We start from the raw sequence: 14311 nt of genomic DNA, 5'->3' as shown, positions 1-14311 counted from the left end.
GCCTGCTCGCGCCCGGCCTGCTCGCGCCCGGCCTGCTCGCGCCCGGCCTGCTCGCGCCCGGCCTGCTCGCGCCCGGCCTGCTCGCGCCCGGCCCGCGTTGCCGGGCCGCTTGCGCCCGGCCTGGGCCGGGGCCCCGGCGTTTGCCTGGGCCCCGGCGGTTCTGGCTACGGCCAGACGTAGGGGGACGGGGTCTGGTGCGGCTCCCGCTTCTGGTTGTACGGGTGCGCCCGGAACTGGTCGCTGTGCAGCCCGAACGACCGGTCCAGCTTCGGCATCCAGTACGAGTCGGCGTGGTTGCCCGCGCCCAGTTGGTAGTCGTGCTTGACCCCCTTCGACGCCAGCGCCACGCTCATGTTCTTGGCCGCGGTGCCGAAGCCGTACTCGTCCTGATCTCCGCCGTCGAAGTAGTACGTGTGCTCGTTGAGCTGGGCCGCCGTCATCGCGGTGACCATCTTGATCGGCTGCAGGTTCGCGTTCGCGGCCTGCTCGGCGGGCGTGCCGACCAGCGGTGGCAGGCTCAGCGCGCCGATGTGGCTGGCGATCGAGCTGAACAGGTCGGGCCGGCCCAGCCCGAGCGTGAACGCGCCCTGGCCACCCATCGAGACGCCGGTGATCCCGCGGTGCTCGCGGTCGGAGATCGTCCGGTACTGCTTGTCGACCATCGGCACGATCTCCCCGACGATCATCGTCTTGTAGTTGCCGGCCGAGGTGTCCACATACCACCCGCTGCCGCCGTCCGGGAAGACCACGATGGTCTCCTCGAGGCCCTTGTCCTTGATCAGCTTGTCCAGGACGGTGTCGATGTCCCGGGCTTCCCACTCGATGTTGCTGCCGTTGAAGCCGTTCAGCATGTAGACGACCGGGAAGCGCTTCGCCGTGGTGCGGGTGTAGCCCTTCGGCAGGTACACGTTGAACTGAACCCGGCGACTCATCGCCGTCGAGACGTAGCTGTCCCGGAAGAACCGCGCGTGGTCGCCCAGCTCGACGTTCTTGCGCGGGTCGAGGTAGAGGAATTCGCGGGTGGCCGGCAGCAGTTCGGTGCCGTCGGTCGCGCTCCAGCTGCGGATGGTGTCGACCACGATCCGGCCCTGGCTGTCCACGAAGACCTCGGCCTGCGCGTCGGTCAGCGTGATCTTCTTCTTCTGGCTGATCCAGCCCTTCACCTCGGACAGTCGCCGGTCGGCGGTGTCGCCCTGGTGGAAGAAGCCGTCGGCCAGCGTCGACGCGTAGCTGCGCACGTCACCGGTGGCGATGGCGCGGTGCTGCTTGTTGAGGATCGCGCAGGCGTAGGCCAGCTGGGTCTTGGTGGCAGCCTTACCGGTGATGCCACTCAGCGCCCGCAGGTGCGCCTTGGTGTAGAGGCCGATCGGGCCCGCGTAGAAGCCGCCGCCGCCCGTCCCGTCATACATCCGGACCGCGACGGTGTTGCTGCCGCCCCAGTTGAGCAGGCCGTCCGCCGGGTAGTACTCCCGCGGGACCTCCCACGTGGAGTCGAAGTTGGGCGGGAAGCCGCCGGTCTTGCCGATCTCGGTGCCGTTCAGGAAGGTCTGGTCGGCGTCGTCGATCTGCCCGAGCGCGGCCACGATCGTCGAGTCGGTGACCCCGGCCGGCCGGGCCGGCAGCGTGAACGTCTTGCGATACCACGCGTACCCGTCGTACTTGGCCAGGGTGGCGTCGTTGTTCCAGTTGTCCGGGACCGTCCACGACTTCCAGTCGGTGTCGGCGAACGTGGGGGCGGCCCAGGCGAGGTCGTCGCCGGTGGAGAACTTCCAGCCGTCGCCGGCCAGATCGAATCCGAAGTCGACCGAGCCGGTGGTGGCGCAGCTGGTGTCGCCGCCGCCGGTGGCGAGGGCGGGCTCACCGGCGGTCACTGCGAACGCCGAGCCGGCCACGAGGGCGACGGCCAGCATGAGGCGAGGGCCTATTTGCTGAGGAAATTTGGTACGTGACATGGGAGTGGCTCCTTGCCGATGCCGCGAGTGTGCACAAAATCAAACACGAAACACGATGGTCGAACACTCGCAACAATCGTGACCGATGTCAACGGCTGTGCAGGCCAATCCTTTGCCCTGCCTGTGACGGCCTTGACGCAAGTTGCTCGTCCATGTTCGAAAATGTGCCGAACTTGCCGCGACCCCGGGTTTTCGCGGGCTTTCGAAAGTGGCGCCCCGCAACCTCTCATCGCCGAGCCGACGAACTGGGTGACAGGTGGCGGTTGCTGCTGTCCTGAGGGTCCTCCCGGTGATCCGCCAGGCCGGTCTCGGCCTCGGGACCGCGTGGCGGAGGGACGCGATCACAGGGCTCGACGCTGCTTTCGGTGGCGACGCCCGCTCCGCGGGCCAGCCGCACGACCACCCAGGCGTACGCCAGGAGCACCGGAACGTCGATCACCGCGAACTGCCACGGCATGTCCGCCGCCGTCTCGTCCATCCCCAGGTCACCCAGGGCGGCCGCCACCACGCTGCTGATCAGGTTGTTCGCCACGTGCAGCGCGATCGCCGCCTCGAGGCCACCGGTCCGCACCGTCAGCCAGCCCGCCACCAGCCCGAACATCACCAGGTCGGCGAACCCCCACGGGGTGCCCCACCCGTGCAGGGCGGCGAACACCACGGCCTGCACGCCGATCGGCAGCCACGGGCCGCGGCACCACGAACCCACCGCCTGCAGCAGCCAGCCGCGCATCACATACTCCTCGGCGGCCGCCTGCGGCGGCACCACCAGCACGAACACCGCCATCGACAGCAGGAACGGCCCCCAGCCGGCCAGCTCGGCGTCGCTCAACCCGGCGTCGACCCCGGTCGCCGCCGCGAACGCCGTGCCACCCGCCAGGAGCAGCACCACCGCGACCGCCGCCACCGGCAGGCACCTCAGCAGCCAGCGCCATCGCAGCCGCCCGGTGACCGAGGACAGCGTGCCCGCCGGCCGGTGCTGGACCCATCGGGCCGCGGCCAGGGTGGCCGGCAGCAGCGCCGCGATCATCAGGAAGGCGAGGGCCAGATCGGCCAGCTCGCCGAAGCTCGGCACCTCGTCCGGACCGTCCGGCCGACCGGCGATCGTGGCGGCCGCGGTGACCAGCAGGAAACCGGCGATGGCGAGGAAGGCCGTGGCGAGCACGATGAACAGCGTGCCCAACACGGTGCGGGAGGGCTTGGCACGGACGAGGCGGTGATAGCTCGACATGCCGGAAAGTGTGTCCGCCGAGGATGGTCGAGCGAATCGGACCAGGGTCTGAAATTGCCTTCGACCAAAGTTATAGACCAAGGTCGGTCCCCGCCCGAGACGCCCTCCCCCTAACCTGTCCCGCATGACCCGATGGACGACCTGGCTGCTGCCGGTGATGCTCGTCGCGGCCCAGTTCGCGCTGTGGCCGCGCGAGCCGTTGCGCCCGCTGCAGACGTCCGTGCTGGTCGTGACCGCCCTGACGATCGGCGCGGCGTTGCTGTGGCGGCGCACCCGCCCGGTGCTCACGCTGATCGTCGTCGGCGTGGCCATCGCCGCCGGCGTGCCGGCCGGCCCACCCGGCGCCCTGGCGGTGCTGGGCGCCGCCGACATCGTGGCCCTGTTCAGCGTCGCCGCCCGCCGCTCCGGCCGCACCACCGCGATCGCGCTGGCCGGCACGATCCTGCTCCAATCCGTGGTCACGGCCGCCGACGAGGGCGTCGACGAGGAATATCCGTATTTCGTGCTCCTGATCGTCGCCGTCTACGCCGTGGTCGCCGCGCTCGGCCGGCATCGCGGCCGATGGGTCCATGCCCGCGCCGAGGCCGCCCGCCGCCTGGCCGAGGCCGAGGAGGCCGAGCGGATGGCGGCCGCCGCCGAGCGCCGCCGTCTGGCCCGCGAGCTCCATGACGTGACCGCCCACCACCTGACCTCGATCGTCATCAACGCCTCCGCCGCCGAGTTGCTCACCGCCCAGCGCCCCGAGCTGCGCCCCGAGGCCCTGTCGTTCGCCGCCCGCACCGGCCGGGAGACGGTAACGGCCCTGCATCGCCTGGTCGCGATGCTCCCCGCCGACGAACTCCCACCCGACCCGGCCCTGCGCCTGACCGACCTGGCCGAGGCGTTCCGCCGGCTGGGCCAGCCGATGACGACCGACCTCCCGCCGGGCGACCCGCCACCGGCGATCGCCGAGACCGTCTACGGCATAGCCCGAGAGGCCCTGACCAACACGTTGCGCTACGCCCCAGGCCGCCCGGTCCGCCTCTCATTGCGCTACACACCGTCCCCTGCCGCAGCCGCCGCCCTCAACTCCGCCGCAGCCTCCGTCCCGGAAGCCACCACCTCCGCGGGCGCGACCACCTCCGCGGGTTCCGCGGCCGCCGGCTCTGCGGGCGTTGGCTCTTCAGCCATCTCCGCGGGGGCTATCGGCTCCTCGGCCCCCAAATCTGAAGCCGTCGCCCCGGCGGCCTTCGTTCCCGCGGCGATCGATTCCGCAGCCACTGGCTCGGCAGTCACCGGCTCCGCGTCGTCGCGGTCAGCCGCGGATCAGGCCGAGCTGATCATCGACGACGACGGTTCGCCGGACGGCCCGGTCGTTGCCGGTTTGAGTGGTGGTCGTGGCGTGCTCGGCATGCGCGAGCGGGCGGCCGCGATCGGCGGCACGGTGTCGGCCGGTCGGCGTGACGACGGTGGCTGGCGGGTGCGGGCCGTCCTGCCACTCACTCCGGTGCCGCCGGCAGCCGGCGGTCGCCAGTGGAGCCCGGTGGCCCTCGACCTGGTGCTGATCGCCCTCCTGCTGGTGATGCCGCTGAGCAGTCTCGCGCTGGCCGTCGAGGAAAACGGCGTCACCCGCACCGCAACGGTTCTGATCGTGCTGGCCGGGCTCGCCCACACCGCGCCCCTGCTCTGGCGCCGCACCCACCCCTGGTCCGTGCTGGCAGCTGTGGCCGCCACCAGTTGGCTGGGCCCACTGCTGGTCGGTTTGGGCGTGCCCCCACCCGGCACCGCCTGGTTGTTCATCTTCAGCGCCGGCGCGGAGTTCGCCGCGGTCTACGCGGTGGCCGCGTGGGGAACCCGCCCGACGCTGACCTGGCTGGCCGCCGCGGCGTCCGCCGTCTCGTCCGCACTGGCCCTGGGCGCCCTGGTCGCGCTGGACCTACCGGCGATCCCCGCGCCGGACGAGCCGACCACCGCGGGCCGTTACGTGGCCGCCGCCGTCCTGACCGTGATCCTCGCCCACTTGCTGGCCTTCCCGGCCGGCCTGAGCTGGCTGGCCGGCCACCTGACCCGCCGCCGCCGAGACCGCCGCCACGCCCGCGAGGAGGGCCAGGTCGAAGCGGCCCTGACCCGAGCCTCCTGCCAGGCCCGAGACGAGCGTTCCCGGGTAGCGACCGGCCTACGCGAAGCCGTCCTCCAGCACGCCGCCCAGGTCCCGGCCGCCGCGGAACAGAACGACCTACCGGCCGTGGTCACCGCCGCCCGCCACGCGCTGGCCGCCATGCGAGCCCTGCTCGACGGCCTCGCCCGCACCCCACCCCCGCCCACAACCGCCCCCGGCCTTCCCACCACACCCACCCTCAACCCGACCCCACCTACTTCGGCTGCGCCGATCGCGCCCGCGCCCGAGCCGATCCCACCTGCCCCGGCTGCGCCGATCGCGCTCGAGCCTGAGCCGATCCCACCTGCCCCGGCTGCGCCGATTGCGGTCGGCTCTGAGCTGCTCCCATCTGCTTCTGCTGCGCTGGTGGCGTCTCCCTCTGGGCCGGTCGCGCCTGCCTCGGCTGCGCCGATTCCGGTCGGCTCTGAGCCGGTCGCCTTTGCCTCCGCTGCACCGGTGTCGCCCGGCCTTGAGCCGATGTCGTCTGCCTCGACTGCGCCGATCTTGCTCACGTCCGTGTCGCCGGTGCCGATCTCTCGTCTCGAGTCTGCGATCTCCGGCGAGCCGGAACCTCCCTCCTGACCCGCCCCCAGCGCGGCGGCCCCTACGATCGAGTCGCCGGAATGAGGGCTGCCAGGCGGGCGGCCCCGTGCAGGGAGGTGCCGCCATCGCCGTCCGAGTGATGATCGTGGACGACCAGCTCATGGTGCGGGCAGGTCTCGCGGCCATCGTCGGGTCGCAGGATGACTTCGAAGTCGTCGGTGAAGCCGGGGACGGCGCCGCCGCGATCGGCCTGGCCGCGACCGCTGAACCGGATGTCGTCCTGATGGATGTGCGGATGCCGGGGATGGATGGCCTGGCCGCCACCGAGCGGCTCGCCGCGATTCCGAACCCGCCGAAAGTGCTGGTCCTGACCACGTTCCACCAGGATGCCGATGTCTTCCGGGCGCTCAAGGCCGGCGCGTCCGGGTTCCTGCTGAAGGACGCCGAACCGGCCGAACTGGTCGCCGCCATCCGGTTGGTCGCGGCGGGGGAGGCGATGCTCAGCCCGGTGGTCACCAGGCGCCTGATCGACGCGTTCGCGGCGGGCGCGGTGACCGCCGCGCCGGAGGCCGACCCGCGCCTGGCGGCCCTCACCCCACGCGAGCGAGAGGTGCTGCACGGCATCGCCCGCGGACTGTCCAACGCGGAGATCGGCGGCGAACTCGGCATCGGCGTGGGCACGGTAAAGGCACACGTGAACGCCTTGCTCTCGAAGCTGGGAGTCGCCAGCCGGGTGCAGGCCACAATCGTCGCCTACGACCTGGGCCTGGTCCGACCGCGCTGATCGCGCTGCCGGGCTGCCGGGCTGCCGGGCTGCCGGGCTGCCGGGCTGCCGGGCTGCCGGGCTGATTGTGCCGTCGGGCTGATCGCACTGACCGCGCTGACGGGATGCAGGCGCCGGGATCCGGGCCGGGTCGCCCCGGTGATTGCACCGCCGGGATCCGACCGCGAAAGCTCTCTGGTGAGTCTTCCCGGCGACGCGCGGGGGATGTTGGATGAGCTATCGACGCTGATCGACTGTGGCGGGTTCTTTCCGGGGCCGCTGTCCGGGACCTGGCGCCGCTGATCACCTGGGTGTTCTGCCGCTTCGGCGCGTGATGGTGCGGGCGGCGGGTCGAGGGACGTTTCGGATGGCTGGGCTTTGACAGTCGGCGGGGGGCGAACCGTTATCGACGGCGGTGTGCGGCGTCGGTCGCTCGTGGTTCCGGGGGTGATCGTCGGGACCACCGTCATTGCTGCGGTGGTCGTGCTGGTGGCGGGCGGGCCGGATCGCGGGGGCGTCGCGATGATGCTGCTGGTCGGGGTTCCGCTTCTTATCGCCCTGGGCGGCGGCTCCGATCATGGGTGGCAGATCACGCCGCGGTCGGAAGAGCCCACCTTGGCCCGGCATTTCGGGATCAGCCTGCTTGCCGGCGGTGCTGGGCCAGGTGGCGGTGCTGGTTCTGGCGGCGTGGCAGGTGATCAGGTCGGTGGAAGGCGGCAACGTGGTCTGTGCGGTGGCGCTGATCCCGCTCGCCCTGCTCGGCGGCTGGCGCGCCTGGCAGATCAGCCGCCGGATCGGCGCTGTGCGGTGAGCCGCCGGGTTGGCGGTGGGCGGTGAGCCGCCGGGTTGGCGGTGGGCGGCCGTCCGGTTGGGAGCGCCATCTTGACGCTTGGGCAGGCCGCGGTTTCTCGCACTCGCCGGTGAGCCGGCAGGTTGGCGCTGGAGGCCGTCCGGCTGGGAGGGTCTTCTTGCGCGTTGGTGGCTGCGGTTTGTCGTATTCGTCGGTTAGCTGGCGGGTTGGCGCTGGGCGGTCAGGCGTCGGACGGTAGGCCGTCGATTCTGCGCCGGCGGGTGCAGGCGCCGGAGCTGTCGCCGTTTGGCGGGTGGTGGGCCTCTGGTGGGTGAGCCCGGTGACGAAACCCGGGGGGCCTCTGGGATCGTCACCGGGCTCGGCCGGCTGGCGGGTGGAGGTCCGCCGCCGGCGCTGCCGGGGCGGGCGGCCGTTACGGGCCGGTCACCCCGGTGGCTACGCAGCTTGTGCCGTCGGGGCCCTCGCCGATTTTGGTCGGCTCTTCGCCGGTGTCGTTGCCCTCGAAGCGGTCGCACAGGGAGATGTCGTCGCCTACCAGCGTGATGCCGTTCAGGGTGACCTTGTCGCCCAGGTTGGTGTTGATGCCCGCCAGGGTGTTGCCGGGGGCGGTCGCGGTGATGTTCTCCAGCGTTGCCGTGCGAGCGGCCTGGGTGGAGCAGTTGCCGCACGAGCGGTAGAGCTTGCCGAAGTCGGAGACCGCGAAGTTGCGGATGGTCACCGAGCCGCCGGCGCCGCGGTTGTCCTGGAAGACCTTGTCGTCGGCGGAGGCCGCGCTGCCGCCGTCGATCAGGATGGTGGCGTTGGTGCCGCGGAACGTGGCCGCGTCCTCGCCGACGTCCTCCCATTTCACGTTGGTCAGCGTGCAGCTGCCGGCGCAGTGCACGCCGTCGGCGGCGGGGCTGCCGATCACCACGTTCGTCAGGGTGGCGCCGGCGGCCAGGTCGAACAGGGCGTCCTGGCCTTCGGCCTGCCCGCCGTCGCCGAGGTCGCCGCCGCCGATGAAACGCTGGCCGGCGCCGTCGAACACCCCGGTGACCTGGATGGTCTCGGTGACCACCTGGTCGCCGGCCGCGGTGGTCTCGGCGGCCGAGGCGAAGTTGGTGAAGACCACCGCCGAGCCGACGCCGACGAGTGCGATCGCCGCGGCGAGCAACCGCTTAGTCCGTGTCCGAGTCATCGCTGACCTTTCCGTAGCAGGAGTCGGTGGCAGTGATAGGTACGGACAAAACTGGTAAGCGGTTTCCTACTGATGGGAACTTTCTGCGGAGCCGTGCCACGAGTGCCACAGCGCGGCGTACGGGCCACCCGCCGCGACCAGCTCGTCGTGGGTGCCGAGCTCGATGATCCGGCCGTCGTCCATGACGGCCACCGCGTCGGCGTCGTGCGCGGTCTGCAGGCGGTGGGCGATCGCGATGACGGTGCGTTCGTGCAGGACGGCGGCCAGGGCGCGTTCGGCGGTGCGGGCCGTGGTCGGGTCGAGCAGCGCGGTCGCCTCGTCGAGGATCACCGTGTGCGGGTCGGCCAGCACCACCCGGGCCAGTGCCAGCTGCTGGGCCTGGGCGCCGTCGAGCGGCTGTTCGCCCAGGTCACGGTCGAGGTCGTCGGCCCAGTCGGCGCCGACGGTGGCCAGCGCGGCGCGCAGCTCCGGGTCGGGGGCGGGGACCATCAGGTTGGCGCGCAGCGTCTCCCGGAACACGTGGTGTTCCTGGGTGACCAGCACGACCTGGCGGCGGAGCTCGTCGGGCGCCAGGTCGGCGATCGGGACGCCGCCGACGGTTACCGTGCCGGTGGTGGGGCGGTCGATGCCGGCGATCAGGCGGCCGAGGGTGGACTTGCCGGCGCCGGAGAGGCCGACGATGGCCAGCCGTTCGCCGGGGCGGACGGTGAGGGCGACGTCGTGCAGGACGTCGGGGCCGTCGTCGTAGGCGTACCGGACGTTGCGTACTTCGATCCGGTCGTCGGTGGGGGTGGCCGTGGTGGGCGGCGGCGGGGCGGGGATGGCGGCCAGGCCCTCGACCCGGGCGAAGGAGGCGCTGCTGCTCTGCAGCTGTTCGATGCAGATCAGCAGGGTGTCCAGCGGGCCGACGAACTGCCGCAGGTAGAGCACGGCCGCCGCGGCGGTGCCCAGGCTCAGGTGCCCGTGGATGCACAGCAGACCACCGGTGACCAGCACGAAGACGGTCGGCACCGCGTACGAGGTCTCGACCACCGGGAAGAAGACGCTGCGCAGCCGCAGGGTGGCCAGCCGGGTGCGCCTGGTCTCGTCGATCGCGGCGTGGCCGGCGTCGAGGCGGCGCTGCCGCAGGCCGAACGCCTCGACGGTGCGGGCGCCCTCGGTGGTGGCGGCGAGTTCCTCGGCGAGCTGGGAGTTGGCGGCGCCCTCGGCGAGGTAGGCGGTGCGGGCGCGGCGAAGGTACCACCTCGTCACGATCCAGATGCCGGACAGCCCGGCCAGGCCGACCAGGCCGAGCAGCGGGTTGAGCAGCATCACCGCGGCGATGATGAAGACCATCTGGACGAGGCCGATGAAGACGGTGGGCAGGATGTCGCGCAGGGTGGCGGCGACCGCGTCGACGTCGGTGGTGCCGCGGGCGGCGAGGTCGCCGGCCGGGACCCGTTCGATGACGGCGGCGGGCAGGTTGAGCGCGCGGTTGAGGTAGGTGTCGCGGATCCGGGCGGCGGTGCGCTCGCCGAACCGGTAGCCGATCAGCAGGGCCCACCGGGAGAGCAGCGTCTGGGCCACGGCGCAGGCGAGCACGCCGATCGCGAGCCGGTCCACCCGGTCGGCGCCGCCGCGGACGGTGACCACGTCGACGATCCGGCCGAGCAGCCACGGGCCGCCGAGACCGGCCAGGGCGGTGAGCGCGTTGAGGCCGAGCATGGCGGCGACGGAGCGCCGGTCGACGGCGATGAGGCGCAGCGCGGCCTTCCCGACCGCGCGCTGGTCGGCGATGGGCAGCGCGGTCATTCGTCCTCCCCGAACGCCCGGGTGACCAGGGCGCGGTACTCCGGGGACGAATCCAGCAGCGAGCGGTGGGTGCCGGTCGCCGCGACCCGGCCGTCGGCCAGGTAGTGCACGACGTCGGCCCGGTCGAGCACGACCGGTGAGGTGGTGGCGACGACCGTGCCGCGGCCGGCCCGGGCGGTGCTGAGCCGTTCGGCGATGGCCGCCTCGGTGTGCGCGTCGACGGCCGAGGTCGGCTCGGCGGCGAGCAGCATCTCCGGGTCGGTGTAGACGGCGCGGGCGAGCCGGACGCGTTGCCGCTGGCCCCCGGAGAGGTTGCGGCCGGCCCATTCGACCGGGCGGTCGAGAGATGTGGCGACGTCGGCCGCGGCGGCGGTGCGGATGGCGGCGTGGACCCGGGGGTCGTCGGGGTCGCGTGGCCCGGCGATCACCGCGCGCAGCGGCCCGGCGAACAGGTCGGCGTCCGGGTCGGCGACCAGGATGCGGGCTCTGACCTCGGGCTGGGCGATGTCGCCGAGGGGCAGGCCGCCCCAGGTGGCGTCGGTCGGGCCGTACGCGCCGAGCCGGTCGAGGATGGCGGCGGCCTCGCCCGGCCGGTCGCTGACCAGGGCGGTGAGCAGGCCGGGCTCGGCGACGACGCCGGACCGCGGGTCGTGCAGGGTGGCCGGTGCGGGTGGGCCGGTGGTGCCGGCCGGGTCGTCGGCCGGGATGACCAGGAACGAGGTGACCCGGCGGGCGGCGACCAGGCCGCGGGTGATGTCGAAGCCGCAGAAGATCAGGATGTTGACCGGGATGACGAGCATCGCGGTGTAGCCGTACACCGCGATCAGCTGACCGACGGTGATCTCGCCGCCGGCCGCGAGGCGGGCCGCCAGCCAGATGACCACGCCGATGAACACCACCGGCAGGCCGTCGCCGACCGCGCCGATCCAGCTGGACGGGCCGCCCACCCGGTAGCCCTGGGCGCGCAGCCGTTCCGACTCGCGCCGGTAGCGGGCCTCGTGGGTCTCCTTGCCGCCGAGTCCGTTGAGGATGCGCAGGCCGCCGAGCACGTCGACCAGCCGGGCGTTGAGCCTGCCCTGCTGCTCGCGGTAGCGGGCGCCGGCTTTCTGGGTGCGGCCCAGCAGCGGCCCGACCGTGACCGCGAGCACCGGCATCCCGATCAGCACGACCGCGGCGAGGGTGGGCGAGGTGTGGAAGAGCAGCGCCGCGATCACGCCGGTGGCCAGCACCGAGGCGATGCCGACGCCGCCGGCGTTCATGGTGCGGCCGACGGTCCACACGTCGGAGATGCCGATCGTGACGACCTCACCGGCGGTGACCCGGCGGGGGAGGGCGGCGCCGAGCCGGGTCGCGTGGGTCATCACCAGGTCGGCGGTGCGCAGGGCGGCGCCCTGCCGCAGCTTGGTCATGGCGCGGTGCCGGCTGATGCCGAACCCGGCGTTGGCGACCCCGACGATCAGCACCAGCGTGGCCCACTCGAGCAGGGCGCCGGTGCGCCGTGGACGAAGACCGTGGTCGATGGCCTGGGCGAGGAGCCAGGGCATGGCGGCCAAGCTCAAATACCACAACGAGGCGAACGTCGCGCCGAGCGCGACCCGCCCTCGAAGCTCCCGGGCAAGCCACCACAGAAAACGAACCGGTCCCCGTACATCCACGTTCGTCATGCTGCCACGGGGGTCCGACAGAGTCCGGCCAGTTTCCACCCGGACGGGTGGCCGGGTGGAAACTGGCCCGGACGGTGAAGATCAGGACAGGGTGCCGGCGACCGCCGTGCCCGACCTGGTGACGTAGTAGGTGACCGTGGCGCCGCTCCAGAAGTGCAGGGTCAGCGTCACCTTGCTGCCGTCGGTGACCTCGCCGAAGAAGGTCGAGGTCAGGCCGATCGTGCCGGCCGTGTAGTCGGGCGTGAGGTTGGCGCCGAACTCCTTGAACGGCGTCCAGTTCTGCGGGCCGGCGTTGGTGCCGTCGGCGTACTTCGCCTCCATGGTGGCCAGCACGTCCCCGCGGAAGGTGGTGGGGATGGCGAACGCCGAGGTGGTGCCGGTCGCGGCGGCCAGCACCGGGATGTCGGAGGTGCGGATGTCCAGCCGCCAGGGGACACCGGCGGAGAAGACGACGGAAAGCTGCGCATTCACGCCGTACGCCCGGGAACCTGTCAGTCGCGTGAGTGCGGCGGCAGTGAGCGTGAGTTGATCGCCGGAGAGGGAGTAATCCGTGCCCTGCACGAGGTTTTTGCCGTTCTGCCGCAGGGCGGTGAACGTCGTGCCGTTGAGGTTGAGGGTGATCGTCCTCGCGGGGATGGTGCCGGATTTCGGCAGGAAGATCTGGTCGGTCGACGCGGTGCCGGAGCGGGTGGTCCAGCTCGACTTGATCTGGCCGTAGAGCTCGGGGTCGTGCCATACCAGCGACGTACGGTCGAAGTGCTGGCCGTTGTCCCACAGCATGGTGGTGATCTTCTTCTGCCGCGCGTAGTAGCCCAGGTACTCGAAGAACTTCAGCTTCTCGCCCTGCTCGATCGCGCCGATCGCGGTGTCGAAGCCGAGCAGGCCGTACTCGCCGAGGATCACCGGGATGCCCTTGGCGGTGAACGCGGCGTTCGCCCGGTCGAGGTATCCGACCAGGTCGGCCTGGGTGGTGGCGTCGAACGTGGTGGTGCCGGCGACGTTCACGCTGAACGGCCAGTAGCCGTAGTAGTGCACGGTGGCGGCGACGTTCCTGTCGCCGAGCGCGGCGATCGTGGTTGCGAGGGAGTCGAGTTTGGCCTGGTCGGCCGAGGTGTTCAGGGTCGGCAGCACGAGCAGGCGGGTCGCGTTGGTGCCGCCGGAGTTGCGGACGATCGTGCGGAACGACGTGTTCAGCTCGTTGAGCAGGGCCGGGGCCTGGGCCTCGTCGGTGAACTGCGGCTCGTTGACGCTCTCGAAGACCAGCTTGGCCGGCTCGTCGCGGAACGCGGTGGCGATCTGCGTCCAGGTCGCGTTGTAGCGGGTCAGCACGGTGTCGTGGCTGGCCGGCATCGTGTTGATCCACTGCCACGAGTCGTGATGAATATTGATCATCACGTAGAAGCCGTCGGCGAGCGCCTGGTCGACGACCTCCTTGACCCGGGTCAGATAGGCCGAATCAATGGTGTACGCCGGGGCCGCGCCCTGATGCTGACCCCAGGTGACCGGGATCCGGATGCTCTTGAAGCCCTGCGCCTTGACGCCGTCGAGCAGCGCCTGGGTCACCTTGGGGTTGCCCCACGAGGTCTCGTCCGCCCCGGTGGCGTCGAACGAGTTGCCCAGGTTCCAGCCGGGCTGCATGGCCGCGACGGTCGCCTCGGCGTTCCCGGCGGGCGGCGTGGTCGTCGGGGCTGTGGTGGGCGCCGTCGTAGGAGTGGTGGTCGGTGCGGTCGTCGCCGTCGCGCCGGTGCAGGCGGTGCCGTTGAGGGTGAACGCGGTGGGCACCGGGTTGGAGCCGGTCCACGACCCGTTGAATCCGAAGCTCACCGATCCGCCGCTCGCCACGTTTCCGTTGTACGAGGCGTTGGTTGCGGTGACGGCCGTTCCGGCCTGCGTGACCGTCGCGTTCCACGCCTGGGTGACGGCCTGCCCGTTCGCGTATGCCCAGGTCAACTTCCATCCGGACAGCGCGTCGCCGAGGTTGGTGATCGCGACGTTGGCGGTGAAGCCACCGGACCACTGACTGCCGACCTTGTAGTCCACCTTGCAGCCGGCCGCCGCGGCGCCCGCGGAGGTTGTCGCCGCGGCGATGCCGCCGGCGGTGAGCGCGGCGGCCAGGCCGGCCAGCGCCAGCCGCCTTCCGCGAGAGATCCGAGTCATGGGGGGTCCTCGTCGATCGTGGGTGGACGCGCACGTTAACGTCATGATTCGAACGAGGTCAATCAATGAGTTCACATATTGGGAGCGC

Annotated in this window: 9 protein-coding genes; 3 read left to right on the top strand and 6 right to left on the bottom strand. The window is 71.6% G+C overall.

Features of this window, described 5'->3' with window-relative positions:
• Positions 1 to 164: 164 nt before the first annotated feature.
• Together Adu01nite_RS22095 and Adu01nite_RS22090 are read right to left on the bottom strand one after the other, a co-directional pair.
• Positions 165 to 1910: an alpha/beta hydrolase gene (locus Adu01nite_RS22095; RefSeq protein WP_203728822.1), complete on the bottom strand. Its 1746-nt coding sequence runs from the start codon at positions 1908 to 1910 to the stop codon at positions 165 to 167.
• Between the two features lie 268 nt (positions 1911 to 2178).
• Complete coding sequence (locus Adu01nite_RS22090) at positions 2179 to 3180, bottom strand: CPBP family intramembrane glutamic endopeptidase (protein ID WP_203728821.1); 1002 nt, start codon at positions 3178 to 3180, stop codon at positions 2179 to 2181.
• Between the two features lie 124 nt (positions 3181 to 3304).
• Between Adu01nite_RS22090 and Adu01nite_RS22085 the strand changes: the two genes are divergently transcribed.
• The 3 genes from Adu01nite_RS22085 (at position 3305) to Adu01nite_RS22075 (ending at position 7434) form a co-directional block, all read left to right on the top strand.
• Positions 3305 to 5899, top strand: coding sequence for a sensor histidine kinase (locus Adu01nite_RS22085; protein ID WP_203728820.1), 2595 nt, complete (start codon positions 3305 to 3307; stop codon positions 5897 to 5899).
• Positions 5900 to 5999: 100 nt separating this feature from the next.
• On the top strand, positions 6000 to 6644 hold the full coding sequence (locus Adu01nite_RS22080; protein ID WP_239132613.1) for a response regulator: 645 nt from the start codon (positions 6000 to 6002) through the stop codon (positions 6642 to 6644).
• 622 nt (positions 6645 to 7266) lie between these two features.
• Positions 7267 to 7434 (top strand): hypothetical protein, encoded by a 168-nt coding sequence (locus tag Adu01nite_RS22075; RefSeq protein WP_203728819.1) that lies wholly within the window; start codon positions 7267 to 7269, stop codon positions 7432 to 7434.
• Between the two features lie 412 nt (positions 7435 to 7846).
• Here the strand turns inward: Adu01nite_RS22075 and Adu01nite_RS22070 are convergent, their stop codons facing one another.
• From Adu01nite_RS22070 to Adu01nite_RS22055, 4 genes are all read right to left on the bottom strand, one after another.
• Positions 7847 to 8611 (bottom strand): pectate lyase, encoded by a 765-nt coding sequence (locus Adu01nite_RS22070; protein WP_203728818.1) that lies wholly within the window; start codon positions 8609 to 8611, stop codon positions 7847 to 7849.
• 66 nt (positions 8612 to 8677) lie between these two features.
• On the bottom strand, positions 8678 to 10402 hold the full coding sequence (locus Adu01nite_RS22065; protein ID WP_203728817.1) for an ABC transporter ATP-binding protein: 1725 nt from the start codon (positions 10400 to 10402) through the stop codon (positions 8678 to 8680).
• Complete coding sequence (locus tag Adu01nite_RS22060; protein ID WP_239132616.1) at positions 10399 to 11946, bottom strand: ABC transporter transmembrane domain-containing protein; 1548 nt, start codon at positions 11944 to 11946, stop codon at positions 10399 to 10401. The genes Adu01nite_RS22065 and Adu01nite_RS22060 overlap by 4 nt, the downstream gene beginning before the upstream one ends.
• A 201-nt stretch (positions 11947 to 12147) precedes the next feature.
• Complete coding sequence (locus Adu01nite_RS22055) at positions 12148 to 14223, bottom strand: cellulase family glycosylhydrolase (protein ID WP_203728815.1); 2076 nt, start codon at positions 14221 to 14223, stop codon at positions 12148 to 12150.
• Between the last annotated feature and the right edge of the window lie 88 nt (positions 14224 to 14311).

This window comes from Paractinoplanes durhamensis (assembly GCF_016862175.1).
GTDB lineage: Bacteria > Actinomycetota > Actinomycetes > Mycobacteriales > Micromonosporaceae > Actinoplanes > Actinoplanes durhamensis.
This window is presented reverse-complemented; position numbering and strand designations above follow the sequence as displayed.

Coding starts and splice junctions, on each gene's coding strand:
- Adu01nite_RS22090 (WP_203728821.1), bottom strand. CDS start 3,180: ATGTCGAGCTATCACCGCCTCGTCCGTGCCAAGCCCTCCCGCACCGTG.
- Adu01nite_RS22065 (WP_203728817.1), bottom strand. CDS start 10,402: ATGACCGCGCTGCCCATCGCCGACCAGCGCGCGGTCGGGAAGGCCGCG.
- Adu01nite_RS22060 (WP_239132616.1), bottom strand. CDS start 11,946: ATGCCCTGGCTCCTCGCCCAGGCCATCGACCACGGTCTTCGTCCACGG.
- Adu01nite_RS22085 (WP_203728820.1), top strand. CDS start 3,305: ATGACCCGATGGACGACCTGGCTGCTGCCGGTGATGCTCGTCGCGGCC.
- Adu01nite_RS22095 (WP_203728822.1), bottom strand. CDS start 1,910: ATGCTGGCCGTCGCCCTCGTGGCCGGCTCGGCGTTCGCAGTGACCGCC.
- Adu01nite_RS22080 (WP_239132613.1), top strand. CDS start 6,000: ATGATCGTGGACGACCAGCTCATGGTGCGGGCAGGTCTCGCGGCCATC.
- Adu01nite_RS22070 (WP_203728818.1), bottom strand. CDS start 8,611: ATGACTCGGACACGGACTAAGCGGTTGCTCGCCGCGGCGATCGCACTC.
- Adu01nite_RS22055 (WP_203728815.1), bottom strand. CDS start 14,223: ATGACTCGGATCTCTCGCGGAAGGCGGCTGGCGCTGGCCGGCCTGGCC.